We start from the raw sequence: 14,941 nt of genomic DNA, 5'->3' as shown, positions 1-14,941 counted from the left end.
TAAAAAGTAGTAAATTTTACTTTACAAAAAGTATGTTATGAAGATAAGAGAAAATTATAGGATAGACAATCCAATTGAACTGGAAAAATTACCAACGAAACCCGATATAGATATTACTTCAAAGAAGGCTATTCGCAAGTTAGAAGGACTGAGTAGAAAACTTGGTAAGTTTCAAGATGTGATGTATGCACACAATAAATACAGTGTTTTGATTTGCTTACAAGGGATGGATACAGCAGGAAAAGACAGTTTGATTAGAGAGGTGTTTCGCTCTTTCAACGCAAGGGGAGTTGTTGTTCAGAGTTTTAAGAAACCGACTTCTTATGAGTTAGAACACGATTATTTATGGCGTCATTATGTAGCCTTACCAGAGAAAGGTAAGTTTACAGTATTTAATCGGACACATTATGAAAATGTACTTGTTTCAAGAGTTCACCCGCAGATTGTTTTAAATGAACGCTTGCCACACATAACAAAAGAAGAAGATATTACAGATGAGTTTTGGGAAAATAGGTTAGATGAGATTAAGAACTTTGAAAAACATATTCAAAACAATGGAGTAGTGGTTATTAAGATATTCCTACACTTGAGTAAAGATGAACAGAAGAAGAGAATTTTAAGGCGATTAGACCAAGGTAAGCACAATTGGAAGTTTGCGCCTGAAGATGTGAAGGAGAGGGAATATTGGGACTTATATCAACAATATTATGAAGAAGCAATCAATGCAACATCAACAGAAGAATGTCCGTGGTACGTGATCCCAGCAGATGATAAAGCAGTTTGTAGGTATATTTTTGCAAAGATATTAGATGAAATATTTAGTGAGTTTACAGATGTGAAGATACCAGAGGTTGCTGAAGATATAAAAGTTGATTTAGAAAGGTATAAGAAAATGTTGTTAGAGGGTGATGTGCAAACAAAAGGGAATGAAGAAGAATGATCCACAGTTTCTAAAGCATAAAGTATAAAAAGTAAAAAACGCCTACGAGCAATATGCTGTAGGCGTTTTTAATTGTGGCTTGTTTTCTGTTGTGTTTTTTGGCTGGCTTATTTATTTTTCTTGTGTTTCTTTTTGTACTTATTGTTGTGCTTGTTTTTAGCTTTTTCGTTGTGTTTTTTGTAGTTCTTTAAGCTAAAACCATAAGCAACACGTACGCCAATTTGGTCTGTGTTGTAGTCATTGTAGTTTTCATAACGTAAACTAACATCAATGAATTTGTTTGCAAAACCAATTGAAGGAGACCATAAGAATGAGTTCCCCATTTCTTTATGTGTACCAATAGCTGCTCCTAACTCTCCCATAGCATAAATATTTTTGCTTAAGAATTGTTTGAAACCTGCTTTTACAGGTACTAAACCTAAATCTCCGTTATCTCCATCAAATAAATGAGTGTATCCAGAGGTAAGTGTAAATGATGTTTTTTTGCTTACATCATATTGTAATCTTGCATCAACACCTAAAGCAGCATCGTATTTCGAATCTGTCGGTACTCCACCATTAATTCCGAAACCAACGCGGAATCCTTTAGGGTAATAAGCTTTAGTTTTTTGTTGAGCCATAGCCGGTGAAGCTATAAGTAAGGCTCCTGTTAGTAAAGTAAAAGCGAATTTTTTACTTAATGCGAACATAGGTTTTGAGTTTTATTAGTTTTATAGTGGATGATATAAACAAAAAACCTGCCGTTGGCTAAACATTTTTAATTTATTAAGAGAAGTGAAAATTTTATTTCGGGCTCAACTCTGTATATTTGCAAAAAAAAAGATGAATTTATCTATTTACTTTAAAGAGTTTAATTACAATATCCGACTTGCCTATCCAATTATTTTAGCCATGTTGGGACATACAATTGTTGGAGTAATAGATAATATTATGGTTGGTAAAATTGGAGCAACTGAATTAGCAGCTGCTTCGTTAGCTAATAGTTTTGTCTTTATTGCCATCTCTTTAGGAGTTGGATTTTCTACTGCTATTACCCCTCTTGTAGCACATAGTGATGCTGAGAATGATGTAGATACGGGAAGAAGTATTTTTGTGAACGGCTTGTTTTTGTGTACGACTTTAGGAATTGGATTGTTTTTATTGATCTTTTTTTCTAAGCCGTTATTAATGCATATGGGACAACCAGAGGATGTTACTTTATTGGCAAAACCATTCTTAGATATTGTGGCGTTGTCTTTAATTCCAATGGTAATGTATCAAGCTTATAAGCAGTTTGCCGATGGTAAAAGTCAGACCAAAAATTCAATGTACGCAACCATAATTGCCAATGTAACAAATATTGTTTGTAACTACGTTTTGATTTATGGTGTGTGGATTTTCCCCGAAATGGGGATGTTAGGGGCAGCGTATGGTACACTTATTTCGCGTTTGGTGATGATTGTGTATATGCACTTTGCTTTGAATCGCCAAGAGATGTTCAAGCCATTTATGTCTAAGATGCAGGTGACTGATTTAAAAAAGGATATGCTAAATAGAATAAGTAAACTTGGAATTCCTTCAGGAATGATGAGTTTCTTTGAAGTTGCGCTATTCGTTGGAGCTGTTTGGCTTTCAGGAATGATTGGTACAGTGGCTCAAGCGGCAAATCAAATTGCGTTGAGTATGTCGTCAATGACATTTATGTTTGCAAGTGGATTGAGTGTAGCAGCAATGATTCGCGTTGGAAACCAGAAAGGACTTAAAAATTACGTGCAGTTAAAAGTTGTCGCTCGTTCTATCTTATTAATGGCAATTATCATTTATACTGTATTTGCCTTGTGTTTTGTGTTGTTTCACAATTATATTCCAATGTTGTTTTTAGACAACAAAGATGAGGTAAACGCTGTGTTGAATGACGAAGTAATTAGAGTAGCAGGACAATTATTATTAGTAGCTGCAATTTTCCAGATATCAGATTGTATTCAGGTGGTGACACTTGGTGCATTACGTGGATTACAAGATGTAAATATACCAATGATTATTACCTTTATATCGTATTGGATTATAGGGTTCCCTGTGTCAATCTATTTAGGATTATATACCGATGTAGGGGCGCCAGGTATATGGATTGGATTGTTAGCAGGATTAACTACTGCGGCAATATTTTTATATCTTCGCTTCCACAAACTATCAAATAAATTAATAAATAATTAAAATCATATAATATGCAATTACCTAAATTTGTTTTAGCAGATAATACAGAGTTTCCAGATGATATCTTCATTATACATTTAGATTTTCCAAGATTCATTATCAACTTAAATACGGATGAAGTTGAGTTTTTAGAAACTATCGAGGAGAATGAAGAAGCTGAAGTAGAAGCTGAAATGGAAGGATTGATCGTTAAAGCTGGAGAGTTTTACGAGAGAGAAATGGAACGTTATGTAGAAGATGAAGAATTAGGAGAAGAAGACTAATCCTTATTCTTTAAAATAGAATTCTAAGATTTTATGAGCAGCTGCAAAAGGTGATAATTCATTGTTTTGCACTGCTTTTTTGTTTTCCGTAATTAGCGATTTAATACCTTGGTGATTGTAGAAATTCATTAAGATGTTCTCATTAATGGTTTCCATCATCCAATATTGATTCTGTTCTTGTCTGCGATTTTGGAAGTAATTGTTTTGTGCTGTCAATTCACAATACTTTTCAATGATATCCCATATTTCTTGAATCCCTGTGTTTTGTAATGCGCTACAAGTAGTAACTTTTGGAGTCCAATCAGATGGTTTTTTAGGGAATAAGTGCAACGCTCTATTAAAGTCTAACTTAGCTTGGTGAGCTCTTTTTACATTTTCACCATCAGCTTTGTTTATTACAACAGCATCAGCCATTTCCATAATCCCTCTTTTAATTCCTTGTAACTCATCTCCAGCACCAGCTAAGTTAAGCAACAAAAAGAAGTCAACCATACTTTGAACAGCTGTTTCACTTTGTCCTACACCAACTGTTTCTACCAAAATAGTATCAAAACCACACGCCTCACATAAAATGATGCTTTCTCTTGTTTTACGAGCTACTCCACCTAAGCTATCGCCTGATGCAGAAGGGCGGATATAAGCATTAGGATCTTTTACAAGTTCTTCCATTCTTGTTTTATCCCCTAAAATACTTCCCTTGGTAATACTACTACTTGGGTCAATAGCTAATACGGCTACCTTTTTACCCATTGCTGTTAATAGTTGTCCGAATGACTCGATAAACGTACTTTTTCCAACACCAGGAACTCCCGTTATACCAATACGTATAGATTTGTTTGCAAAAGGTAAACAACCTTGAATAATTTCTTCTGCTTGTTTATGGTGGTCTTGATTAAGACTTTCAATAAGCGTGATCCCCTGACTTAAAGCCACTTTATCGTGGTTGGTAATTCGCTTGATAATTTCTTCCGTACTGATACGTTGCTTGCGTCTTTGTTGAAAACGTTGAATAGCATTAGCATTAGTAATGTGAGGTTGTTCAACCCCTTCATTTTCTTTTAATGCCGATGTGTTATTCATTTGTGAGTTAGACGAATGCATGAAGTTATTATTTTAGATGTGTGAGTAGTAAAAATAGTAAAAATCTCTTCAGTTAAAAATTAAAATGCACATTTACCAAGTTTTAGGGCTTTTACAGCTATATTTACGAACTCACAAACAACATTTATATGATTAATTTTATCGGTTTTCAAAAGAAATGGTTAGATAAAGTAGGACAGCAATCGCTGGCACAAAAGACAGTGTATCCTATTTTATTAGCAATTAGCTTTGGACATTTATGTAATGATTTATTGCAAGCCGTGGTGCCTGCTGTGTATCCGATGTTGAAAGAAAACTATAATCTAAGTTTTGCTCAAATAGGTATGATTACTTTTTGTTATCAAGTTTCTTCTTCTTTACTACAACCCTTAGTAGGAAATTATACGGATAAGAATCCACAACCTTATTCTCAAATGTATGGGATGATTTGCACAATGTTAGGGGTGATGTTGTTGAGCTTTGCGCCAAGTTATGCTATTGTCTTGTGTTCTGTTGTATTGATTGGAATAGGGTCTTCTATTTTTCATCCAGAATCGTCAAGAGTATCTTTTGTAGCCTCAGGTGGAAAGCGAAGTTTAGCACAATCTATTTTTCAGATAGGTGGAAATACAGGTACGGCATTAGCTCCGTTGTTAGTAGCGTGGATTGTATTGCCAAAGGGGCAGCAACACTTATTGTGGTTTGTGTTTGTAGCTTTAGTCGCACAGTTTGTATATTATTTTATAGGTACTTGGTATAAGGGGATTTTAAGTAATCCGGTTCACAAAAAGAAAAAGGTAATTCGCATTCCTGAATTGTCTAAGTTTCGTGTTAACTCAGCTATAGCTGTCTTGTTATTGCTGATTTTTTCAAAGTATTTTTATGTAGCGAGTATTTCAAGTTATTTCCAATTCTTTACGATGGAAAAGTTTGGCGTAAGTGAAGTCCAAGCACAAGTATATTTATTCTACTTTTTAATTGCCGTTGCCGCAGGTACTTTGATCGGAGGTTTCTTTGGAGATAGGGTAGGGCGTAAGTATATTATTTGGTTCTCTGTATTGGGAGCTGCGCCATTTACACTGCTGTTGCCTTATGTAGATTTGTTTTGGACAGGTATATTAATTGTTATTATTGGTTTAATTATGTCCTCTGCATTCCCTTCTATTTTGGTGTATGCACAAGAATTGTTGCCTAAGAAGATAGGTATGGTATCTGGTTTGTTTTTCGGTTTTGCATTCGGTATGGGGGGTTTAGGATCAGCTATATTAGGGGTGTGGGCAGATAAAACGTCTATTGAACACATTTATCACATTTGTGCTTTTTTACCTTTAATTGGAATTATAGCTGCCTTTTTGCCTAATATGAAAAAAGTGAAGTTTAGAGAGGAGATATAATATCGTTTTGTGTATTTATGATTATCAATTAAATATAATGAATATGGGTAAGTTTTTATTACTATTAGTTGTTTTTTTAGGCTGTATTAGTTGTACAGTTAGCAAAGAGAAAGTGGTTGTGAAAAATTCGCAAAAAAAAGTGGTTGTGATGAAGCAAGAGAACACCTATAAAGAGGAATACACTACGCGTGTAACTGCTTATAATGACACGGTAAATCCACAGACTTATAATACGATTGATAACAAGAGTTTTCTATTAATCAAGAAGTAGTGATTAAGAAGGTTGTTATTAGAGTCCAACAATACTTGATGTAAACAAGTAGCAAGGCAACTGAAATAGATTAGTTTACTAAAACCTGTGCTTAGATAGAGGATAACTTATGTAGTATAGCATATGCATAGCTTCGAAAGCTGTTTATTGTGAAGTAAAACAAGAAAGTGTTTCTATATAAGACAGTTTATAAAACAACGAAATAAAGAAAGACGATTGCGATGCTTATCTATTACAAGTGCATTAGTAATAAGAGAAAATAAAAAAAGCTTGAAGAATTAACTTCAAGCTTTTTTGTTATATTGATTTTAAGTCGTTTTAAAGTATTTTTCCTGTTAAGAACATTGCTGCAATAGAGAAATAGATTATCAATCCAGAAACGTCTACTAAAGTAGCTACGAATGGAGCAGATGCCGTTGCAGGGTCCATTCCGAACTTTCTAAGTATAAATGGAATTAACGAACCTGATAGTGTTCCCCAAAGAACGATGAATAACAACGATACAGATACACTCAATCCTACGAATACCCAATGTTCTCCATAATCGTATATTCCTGCTTCTTGCCAGATTAGAATACGGATGAATCCAATTGTACCTAATAATCCTCCAAGCATAACTCCAGAAGCAAGCTCTTTACGCATTACATACCACCAGTCGTTTAATTTCAATTCTCCTAAGGCCATAGCACGAATAACAAGTGATGCTGCTTGCGAACCTGAGTTACCACCACTGGAAATAATCAATGGAACGAATAAAGCAAGTACAACTGCCTTTTCAATTTCTTCATCGAAATACCCCATGGCAGAGGCAGTTAACATTTCTCCTAAGAATAGGATAATTAACCAACCAGCACGTTTGCGGACTAATTCAAATAGGGGTGTATGTGTATATGATAAATCTAATTCTTCCATCCCCCCGAATTTCTGGATGTCCTCTGTATCACGTTCTTTAATCTTATCTAAGATATCATCAAAGGTTACAATTCCAACCAATACTCCTTTTTCAGTAATAATTGGTAAAGCAGATCGGTCGTATTTTTCAAACGTATCAAACGCTTCCTCCATTGGAGTAGTTGAGGTGATTGAAACAAAACTATCATCTACTAATTCAGAAATTAAAGTGTCTTCATTTGCAAGTACAAGCTCACCCAACTTTAAGTCATCAATTAATTTGTTGTTATCATCAACAACATAGATGTAGTTTAATGTTTCTGCTTTTTTTCCGTATTTCTTGATATGCTGAAGAACTTGTTTTACTGTTCTGTTTGCCTTTGTTTGAATGTACAAGGGCGTCATCAGTCTGGCAATACTATCTTCTTTGTATCCGATTAGGTTTAAAGCTATTTGTTTTTCCGTATCATTTAATAAGTTGATAGAATACTTAATTAATTCATCTGGAAAGTTTTCTAATAATTCAGTACGGTCATCAGGCTCAAGGTTATTTAATACATCAGCATAATCCTCTTGTGTCATACTGTGTACAATTTCCTCTTGGATATTGATGTCAAGAAAAGAAAATACTTCAACCTTCAAGTCGGGCGAAAGCTTTAAAAATTCAAGGTTTCGCTGTTTTCTTTTCATTTCTGAAATAGCTTCAGCAATATCTGCTGGGTGCATATCTGTAAAAGTCATAGGACAAAGTTTGTAAAGTAATTATAACTGATATGATAAATAACAAACACAAAAATAAGCTTTAGAATGCATATTTTAAAATTTATACCGGTTTTATATTAAAAACAAATATAAAAGTTGTCAAAAAAAAGAAAAATTAGGAGTTATTTTCCGATTTGTCAAGTAAATTATTTTCTAAACTCTTCTTTGCTTTAGCGCCCATATCTTTTAATTTTTGAACAGAAGTAATTAAATTTCCTTTTCCTTCACTTAATTTATTAAAAGCACTTTCGTATTCGTTTTTAGTCTCATCAATTTTTTTACCAACTTTCGTTAAATCAGTAATTAGTCCAACAAATTTATCATATAACAAACCAGCTTGTCTTGCTATTTCATACGCGTTTTCTTGTTGTTTACGTTGTGTCCACATTGATTCAATAGTTCTTAGCGTTGCTAACAATGTTGAAGGGGTTACAATAACTATATTTTTTTCAAATGCTTTTGTGTATAGACTATTATCTGCATTAATAGCAGTTGAAAAAGCTGTTTCAATCGGAATAAACAATAAAACGAAATCAGGACTTGTCCCTTTGTACAGTTCAAAATAATTCTTTTCAGACAAACCATCTATGTGGCGTTTGATAGATATTAGGTGTTCTTGTAGATAACGTCTTTGTTCATCTGCATCTGTTGTGTTAACGTATTGTTCATAGGCAACTAAAGATACTTTAGAGTCAATAACCATATGGCGTTGGTCTGGTAAATAGATAACAACATCCGGTTGAAGTTTGTTTCCATTCTCTGTCGTATAACTTTGTTGTGTTTCATATTCGCGACCTTTTTCTAAACCAGATTTTTCTAAAACACTTTCAAGAATCATTTCTCCCCAATTCCCTTGCATTTTATTATCTCCTTTTAGTGCTTTTGTCAGGTTTAGTGTTTCCTCACTCATCTTCATATTGGTTTGTTGTAAACCAAAGATTTGTTGACGCAATGCCGCGTGGTGGTCAATGCTCTCTTTGTGTGTTTGCTCTACCTTTTGTTCAAAGTGAAGTATTTTCTCTTGCAAAGGAGTAAGAATCGTTTCTAAGTTCAATTTGTTTTGTTTGGTAAACTTTTCACTCTTTTCTTCTAAGATCTTGTTGGCTAAGTTTTCAAATTCAATCGTAAACTTTTCTTGCAATGCTTGAGTTTCCTGTTGCTGTTGTTCTAAGCGCTCTTTAAGATTCGCAAATTCCGTTTCGCGAATACTAATACGGGCAATTAATTCTTGGTTGTCTTGTCGCAAGATTTCATTGCTATCTTCCATACTTTGTTTTTCATCTTGAAGTTGAAGAATTTGTTTGTTTTGAAAGTCGTTTTCAGCTTGTAGTTTAATCGCTGATTCGTTAGTAGAACCATCTTTCTTTCCTGATTTTCCTATAAAAAAGGCTACAATAATTAAAATTGCTAATAGACCAATTAAGAGTTCTTGTGACATAGAGAATAAATGTTTTTAAAACCCAAAAATAAGGAATATAACGATTGTAGGAGTATAAAGTATTGCTATGGTTTGTAGCAAAAAAAGGGAGGTTAGTATAAAACCAACCTCCCTCTTGAGTATAGTAGATAAAAGCTTATTTACTTAAGTACATTTTTCTACGAGAGTAGATTTCGTAGAATTGGTCATCTCTTAAATTGTCGATGAATAAGATGCTTTCTCCTGTAGATTTCATTTCAGGACCAAGGTTTTTATTCACGTTTTTAAACTTGTTAAAAGAGAATACCGGAGTTTTAATAGCGTATCCGTTTAGTTGAGGATTAAAAGTAAAGTCTGTTACTTTTTTCTCACCTAACATTACTTTAGTAGCATAGTTTACATAAGGTTCACCGTATGCTTTAGCAATGAAAGGAACAGTACGAGATGCTCTTGGGTTTGCTTCAATGATGTAAACAACGTCATCTTTAATTGCAAACTGAATGTTGATCAAACCAACTGTTTTTAAAGCTACAGCAATTTTTCTTGTGTGGTCTTTAATTTGGTTTAATACAAACTCTCCTAAGTTGAATGGAGGCAACATTGCGTGGCTATCACCAGAGTGAACTCCACAAGGCTCAATGTGTTCCATGATACCAATGATGTGTACATTTTCTCCATCACAGATAGCATCTGCTTCCGCTTCAATAGCACCAGCTAAATAATGGTCAAGAAGAAGAGAGTTACCAGGAATTGAGTTTAATAATTCAATTACGTGTTCTTCTAATTCTTTCTTGTTGATTACAATTTTCATTCCTTGACCTCCTAATACGTATGATGGACGTACTAATAACGGGAAAGCAAGTTCGTCTGCTAATTTTAAAGCTTGTTCAGCTGTTTTAGCAACACCAAACTGAGGGAATGGGATGTTTAACTCTTCTAATAAAGTAGAGAAACGTCCACGGTCTTCAGCTAAGTCTAATGCGTCATAGCTTGTACCTAATATTTTGATACCGTTTCTTTCAAGTTTCTCAGCAAGTTTAAGTGCTGTTTGTCCCCCTAATTGAACGATAACACCTTCTGGTTTTTCGTGTTGAATGATATCGTAGATATGCTCCCAGAATACAGGTTCGAAGTATAATTTATTAGCTGTATCGAAATCTGTAGAAACAGTTTCAGGGTTACAGTTAATCATAATTGTTTCGTATCCACATTCTTCAGCAGCTAATACACCGTGTACACAAGAGTAGTCAAACTCAATACCTTGACCAATACGGTTAGGTCCTGATCCTAATACAACTACTTTTTTCTTGTCAGATACAACACTTTCATTAGAAACATAACGAGTTCCGTCAGGGCGTTCTATTTCAGATTCAAAAGTAGAGTAGTAGTATGGTGTTTTAGCAGGGAATTCAGCAGCACAAGTATCAACCAACTTGAACACACGTTTAATTCCTTGTTCATCACGTAAATTGTGAACTTTACTTTCAACTGTTTTTAGCATATGAGCTATTTGTCTGTCGGCAAAACCTTTTTGTTTCGCTTCTAACATTAAGTCTTTTGGTAAAGTTTCAAGTGTATATTTAGAAATTTCTTTTTCAAGCATATATAGTTCTTCATATTGTTTTAAGAACCACATATCAATCTTAGTAATTTCATGAATTCTGCTTAATGGAATTCCGTGTTGGATTGCATCATAGATTACAAAAACTCTATCCCAGCTTGCGTGAGTTAATTTTTCAATGATTTGATCATAGTTTGTATAACCTTTACCATCAGCTCCTAAACCGTTACGTTTAATTTCTAATGATTGTGTTGCTTTGTGTAATGCTTCTTGGAATGAACGTCCAATACCCATTACCTCACCAACTGATTTCATTTGAAGACCTAATGTGCGGTCAGCTCCTTCAAATTTATCAAAGTTCCAACGAGGGATTTTTACAATTACATAATCTAAAGTCGGCTCAAATAAAGCTGATGTAGATTTAGTAATTTGGTTTTGTAACTCGTCTAATGTATAACCTAACGCTAATTTAGTAGCTACTTTAGCAATAGGGTATCCAGTTGCTTTAGATGCTAAAGCAGAAGAACGAGATACACGTGGGTTAATTTCAATAGCAACAATATCTTCTTTTTCATCTGGAGACACAGCGAACTGTACGTTACATCCACCAGCGAAGTTTCCGATACTACGCATCATTTTGATAGATAAATCACGCATTCTTTGGAATGTTCTATCTGATAATGTCATAGCAGGTGCTACAGTAATACTATCTCCAGTGTGGATTCCCATTGGGTCCATATTTTCAATAGTACATATAATTACTACGTTATCGTTTTTATCACGTAATAACTCTAATTCATATTCTTTCCATCCAAGTAAAGCTTTGTCAATTAAAACTTCGTGGATTGGAGATGCTTCAAGACCATTTTTCAATAGTTCGTCAAAGTCTTCCGCTTTGTAAACAAAAGCAGCTCCTGTTCCTCCTAAAGTAAACGAAGGACGAATTACTAATGGGAAACCGAATTCTTGTGCAATTTCTTTCCCTTCTAAGTAAGAAGTAGCAGTTTTTGCAGGTGCAGCAGGAACGTCAATTTTTTCTAACAATTGTTTGAATTGCTCACGGTCCTCTGTAACATTGATAGCGTTGATATCAACTCCGATAAGGCGAACTCCAAAATCAGACCAAATACCTTTATCGTCACATTCTAAACATAAGTTCAATGCTGTCTGTCCTCCCATTGTAGGTAGTACAGCATCAATTTCAGGATGCGCCACAAGGATCTCGATGATTGATCTTGCTGTCAAAGGTTTTAAGTAAATATGATCTGCCATTGAAGGGTCAGTCATAATTGTAGCAGGGTTAGAGTTAATAAGGATAACTTTAATTCCCTCTTCTCTTAGAGATCTTGCTGACTGTGAACCTGAATAGTCAAATTCACAAGCTTGTCCGATAATGATTGGTCCAGAACCAATGATTAGTACAGTTTTAATGGAAGTGTCTTTAGGCATCTTTAATTGTGTTGTTATGTTAATTACTTTATAATCAATAAAGTAAGTTTAGTGTTGTTGTGTGTGATAGATAGTTTCGTTTCCGACAGACTATAAAAAAAGGCGTTACGAATAATAGTAACACCTTTAGCTATGTTTTATACAAACATTATTTTTTATGTCTTGTTTCACAAGAAACAGAGATTTTATGTCTTCCTTTAGCTCTTCTTGCAGCTAATACTTTTCTACCGTTTGGAGTAGACATTCTTTCCATGAAACCATGCTTGTTTCTTCTTTTTCTATTCGATGGTTGAAACGTTCTTTTGCTCATTGCTTTTATCTTTAAATCTTAAATTTTACTATCTCAAAAAATCAGCTTCGAAATACTTGTCCTTTCAAAACCGAGTGCAAATATATAAAAGTCTTTTTACTCTTACAAAATGTTTTGAAAAATATTTTTAGTTTTTCTTTTGAGTTTTCCTTCTCTTGCAAATATAATAGAAAAGGTAACTAATTATAGTATATAATGTGAGAATTTATAATTTTGCATTTTAATAGAATTATAGAAACATTATGAATTTAGGTTTATTTGTGAAAATATGTAAAATCTCTTTGAAGTATTTCGCATATTTTTTGCTTGTGTTCTTCATAGGAAGGTTATTTTTTTTACTTAATTATGGAAACTTTACTGAGTTAGCGGCTTATAAAACAGGGATTATTGAATCTTTTATTGTTGGAGCTCGTTTTGACGTGTCTGCAATTTGTTATGGTTTTTTACCAATAGTTTTATTTTGGTTAGTTTCTTTATTTATACCTAAGAGAATTGAGTCGAAGTTTATTTCTGTTTTTCTAAGTTCTGCTAAGTATTATTTATTATTTGTCTTAGTTGTATTTGTTTCTTTAATAACAATAGATTTTTTCTTTTACCAGTTTTTCCAATCTCATATTAATTTATTGTTCTTTGGAATCTTTTATGATGATACTACAGCAGTATTAAATTCAGTTTGGACAGACTATCCTTTGTTTAAAATTCTCGGTGTATATGTTATTGCTATTCTTGGTTTACTATTAGTGTCTCGTTTTGTAAAGAGAAGTGCTAATAATTTACCTACTACCAATAATAAGGTGATCGGTTTAATAATGCTTTTACTATTTCCTTTATTTTTTATTGGAATGAGGGGGAGCGTAGGTGTTTTTACACTTAGAAGAGAGCATACAAATATTACTACAAATGAGTTTGTAAATTCCTTATGTTATAATGCCTTGTATTCTTTGAAGTTTGCTAATTCAGAGCGAAAAGAAAACGCAATAAATCCAGATATTGAAAGCGAACTGAAAGCTATTGGTTTAAATAGTTTTGCTGAGGTTCAAAAGATGTATAAAGGAACGAACGATTCTTTGTTCGACAATGAAATGTATGCTCATACTGCTTATAATGAATTTTTAAAGCAAAATCCTCCTAACATAATTTTTATTCAAATGGAAAGTATGAGTAATCATTACTTTGATATAAATACAGATGAGTTTAATTTAATAGGTGATTTGGCTGATGAATTGCCTGATTTGTATTACTTTAAAAATGGACTATCTGCTTATAATGGGACAATACAAACACTTGAGAGTTTTTTAATAGGTACACCTAAAACAATTATATCTCAATCAGTTTATTTTGATACTCCTTTTACTTCGTCGGTAGCATTACCTTTTAAAGAGAATGGGTATAGTACGTATTTTCTAACAGGAGCAAGTATATCTTGGCGTAATATTGATAATATGATTAAACATCAAGGTTATGATTATATTGAGGGGAAAAATAATATTCAGAGCAAATATCCAAATGCAGAGGAATTTGCTTGGGGAGTACACGATGGTTATTTGTTTGACTATATTTTTGATAAACTAAAAGAAGACCCTTCTAAACCTAAGTATATTTTTGGGTTGACAATTAGTAACCATACTCCTTTTGAAGTTCCTAAGTCCTTTAAAACAAAGCCTATTCGTATGCCTGATAATTTATTAAAGGAGATTCGTGTAGATGAAGCTACGGCATATGCTAATTTTTACTCACATCAATATGCAGCGTCTGAGCTTGCCCGATTAATAAAAGAGATTAAAAATTCGCCATTTGGAGAAAATACAATTATTGTTGCATCAGGAGACCATAATATTAGACAAGTGTTTGAATATAAACCAGAGCAAGGGTTTCTAAAAAGAAGTGTTCCAATTCTATTTTATATTCCAGAGAAATATAAACCAAGTTATTTTAATGATGAAGTTATTGCTTCTCACAAAGATATTTTTCCAACTATATTTAATTTAGCATTATCAAATACTAAATATACTTATACAGGAGACGATTTATTTAAAGAGAACATTCCATATCGATTTGCAATCAATGATTATAATTTTATAGCAGATTCAATTGGAGTAATTTCAATAGAGAATGGTCAGCCTTATTTCTACAAATGGATAAACAAGCAAAAAAGAGATCTTAAGATAAGTGATGTGAAAGAAGAACACGCTAAGGTTTTACGAGATAAAATGGATAGTTATAAAACGATGAAAACGATAAAGATTTATCAAGACATTTTAAAAAATAAATAAGCTAAGAAGAGGAGTTACATTACAAGATGTGACTCCTTTTTTATTTATTACTAATTACATTACGGTAAATTAATTGTAAAATTAGCTGTAATTAAAGCGTAATAAAAAATATCATTCGTTAGCGCAATCTATAGTTA

12 protein-coding genes are annotated in these 14,941 nt (G+C 33.3%); 6 read left to right on the top strand and 6 right to left on the bottom strand.

The genetic code is table 11. The features are described 5' to 3' along the window. The first annotated feature begins 37 nt into the window (after nt 1–37). Nucleotides 38–940: a PPK2 family polyphosphate kinase gene (locus AABL81_RS04425; RefSeq protein ID WP_158210363.1), complete on the top strand. Its 903-nt coding sequence runs from the start codon at nt 38–40 to the stop codon at nt 938–940. 107 nt (nt 941–1,047) lie between these two features. On the opposite strand, the gene AABL81_RS04420 is transcribed toward AABL81_RS04425, so the two are convergent. After that, nucleotides 1,048–1,629, bottom strand: coding sequence for a hypothetical protein (locus AABL81_RS04420; RefSeq protein WP_158210364.1), 582 nt, complete (start codon nt 1,627–1,629; stop codon nt 1,048–1,050). Nucleotides 1,630–1,762: 133 nt separating this feature from the next. On the opposite strand from AABL81_RS04420, the gene AABL81_RS04415 reads away from it, so the two are divergent. Together AABL81_RS04415 and AABL81_RS04410 are read left to right on the top strand one after the other, a co-directional pair. After that, nucleotides 1,763–3,133: an MATE family efflux transporter gene (locus AABL81_RS04415; RefSeq protein WP_341340436.1), complete on the top strand. Its 1,371-nt coding sequence runs from the start codon at nt 1,763–1,765 to the stop codon at nt 3,131–3,133. Between the two features lie 11 nt (nt 3,134–3,144). After that, on the top strand, nt 3,145–3,396 hold the full coding sequence (locus AABL81_RS04410) for a hypothetical protein (RefSeq protein WP_341340435.1): 252 nt from the start codon (nt 3,145–3,147) through the stop codon (nt 3,394–3,396). Between the two features lie 3 nt (nt 3,397–3,399). On the opposite strand, the gene meaB is transcribed toward AABL81_RS04410, so the two are convergent. Continuing rightward, complete coding sequence (gene meaB / locus AABL81_RS04405; RefSeq protein WP_341340434.1) at nt 3,400–4,476, bottom strand: methylmalonyl Co-A mutase-associated GTPase MeaB; 1,077 nt, start codon at nt 4,474–4,476, stop codon at nt 3,400–3,402. A 149-nt stretch (nt 4,477–4,625) separates the two neighbouring features. Between meaB and AABL81_RS04400 the strand changes: the two genes are divergently transcribed. Together AABL81_RS04400 and AABL81_RS04395 are read left to right on the top strand one after the other, a co-directional pair. Beyond that, complete coding sequence (locus tag AABL81_RS04400) at nt 4,626–5,870, top strand: MFS transporter (protein ID WP_158210367.1); 1,245 nt, start codon at nt 4,626–4,628, stop codon at nt 5,868–5,870. Between the two features lie 43 nt (nt 5,871–5,913). Then, nucleotides 5,914–6,141: a hypothetical protein gene (locus AABL81_RS04395; RefSeq protein ID WP_341340433.1), complete on the top strand. Its 228-nt coding sequence runs from the start codon at nt 5,914–5,916 to the stop codon at nt 6,139–6,141. Nucleotides 6,142–6,459: 318 nt separating this feature from the next. On the opposite strand, the gene mgtE is transcribed toward AABL81_RS04395, so the two are convergent. The 4 genes from mgtE to rpmH all read right to left on the bottom strand — a co-directional run bounded on the left by mgtE (nt 6,460) and on the right by rpmH (nt 12,531). Then, nucleotides 6,460–7,773 (bottom strand): magnesium transporter, encoded by a 1,314-nt coding sequence (gene mgtE / locus AABL81_RS04390; RefSeq protein ID WP_158210369.1) that lies wholly within the window; start codon nt 7,771–7,773, stop codon nt 6,460–6,462. Nucleotides 7,774–7,909: 136 nt separating this feature from the next. Beyond that, nucleotides 7,910–9,232: a DNA recombination protein RmuC gene (locus AABL81_RS04385; protein ID WP_158210370.1), complete on the bottom strand. Its 1,323-nt coding sequence runs from the start codon at nt 9,230–9,232 to the stop codon at nt 7,910–7,912. A 136-nt stretch (nt 9,233–9,368) separates the two neighbouring features. After that, complete coding sequence (carB, locus tag AABL81_RS04380) at nt 9,369–12,221, bottom strand: carbamoyl-phosphate synthase large subunit (protein WP_158210371.1); 2,853 nt, start codon at nt 12,219–12,221, stop codon at nt 9,369–9,371. A gap of 148 nt (nt 12,222–12,369) precedes the next feature. After that, on the bottom strand, nt 12,370–12,531 hold the full coding sequence (rpmH, locus tag AABL81_RS04375; RefSeq protein WP_081498613.1) for a 50S ribosomal protein L34: 162 nt from the start codon (nt 12,529–12,531) through the stop codon (nt 12,370–12,372). A gap of 242 nt (nt 12,532–12,773) precedes the next feature. Between rpmH and AABL81_RS04370 the strand changes: the two genes are divergently transcribed. Further along, nucleotides 12,774–14,804, top strand: a complete 2,031-nt coding sequence (locus tag AABL81_RS04370) for an LTA synthase family protein (RefSeq protein ID WP_158210372.1) — start codon at nt 12,774–12,776, stop codon at nt 14,802–14,804. The last annotated feature ends 137 nt before the right edge of the window (nt 14,805–14,941 follow it).

This window comes from Myroides sp. C1519 (assembly GCF_038039755.1).
GTDB classification, from domain to species: Bacteria; Bacteroidota; Bacteroidia; order Flavobacteriales; family Flavobacteriaceae; genus Flavobacterium; species Flavobacterium phaeum_A.
Note: the sequence above shows the minus strand (reverse complement) of the source record. Positions and strands in the feature narration are given on the sequence as shown.

Coding starts and splice junctions, on each gene's coding strand:
- AABL81_RS04370 (WP_158210372.1), top strand. CDS start 12,774: ATGAATTTAGGTTTATTTGTGAAAATATGTAAAATCTCTTTGAAGTAT.
- meaB (WP_341340434.1), bottom strand. CDS start 4,476: ATGAATAACACATCGGCATTAAAAGAAAATGAAGGGGTTGAACAACCT.
- AABL81_RS04395 (WP_341340433.1), top strand. CDS start 5,914: ATGGGTAAGTTTTTATTACTATTAGTTGTTTTTTTAGGCTGTATTAGT.
- AABL81_RS04420 (WP_158210364.1), bottom strand. CDS start 1,629: ATGTTCGCATTAAGTAAAAAATTCGCTTTTACTTTACTAACAGGAGCC.
- mgtE (WP_158210369.1), bottom strand. CDS start 7,773: ATGACTTTTACAGATATGCACCCAGCAGATATTGCTGAAGCTATTTCA.
- AABL81_RS04385 (WP_158210370.1), bottom strand. CDS start 9,232: ATGTCACAAGAACTCTTAATTGGTCTATTAGCAATTTTAATTATTGTA.
- carB (WP_158210371.1), bottom strand. CDS start 12,221: ATGCCTAAAGACACTTCCATTAAAACTGTACTAATCATTGGTTCTGGA.
- AABL81_RS04425 (WP_158210363.1), top strand. CDS start 38: ATGAAGATAAGAGAAAATTATAGGATAGACAATCCAATTGAACTGGAA.
- rpmH (WP_081498613.1), bottom strand. CDS start 12,531: ATGAGCAAAAGAACGTTTCAACCATCGAATAGAAAAAGAAGAAACAAG.
- AABL81_RS04410 (WP_341340435.1), top strand. CDS start 3,145: ATGCAATTACCTAAATTTGTTTTAGCAGATAATACAGAGTTTCCAGAT.
- AABL81_RS04415 (WP_341340436.1), top strand. CDS start 1,763: ATGAATTTATCTATTTACTTTAAAGAGTTTAATTACAATATCCGACTT.
- AABL81_RS04400 (WP_158210367.1), top strand. CDS start 4,626: ATGATTAATTTTATCGGTTTTCAAAAGAAATGGTTAGATAAAGTAGGA.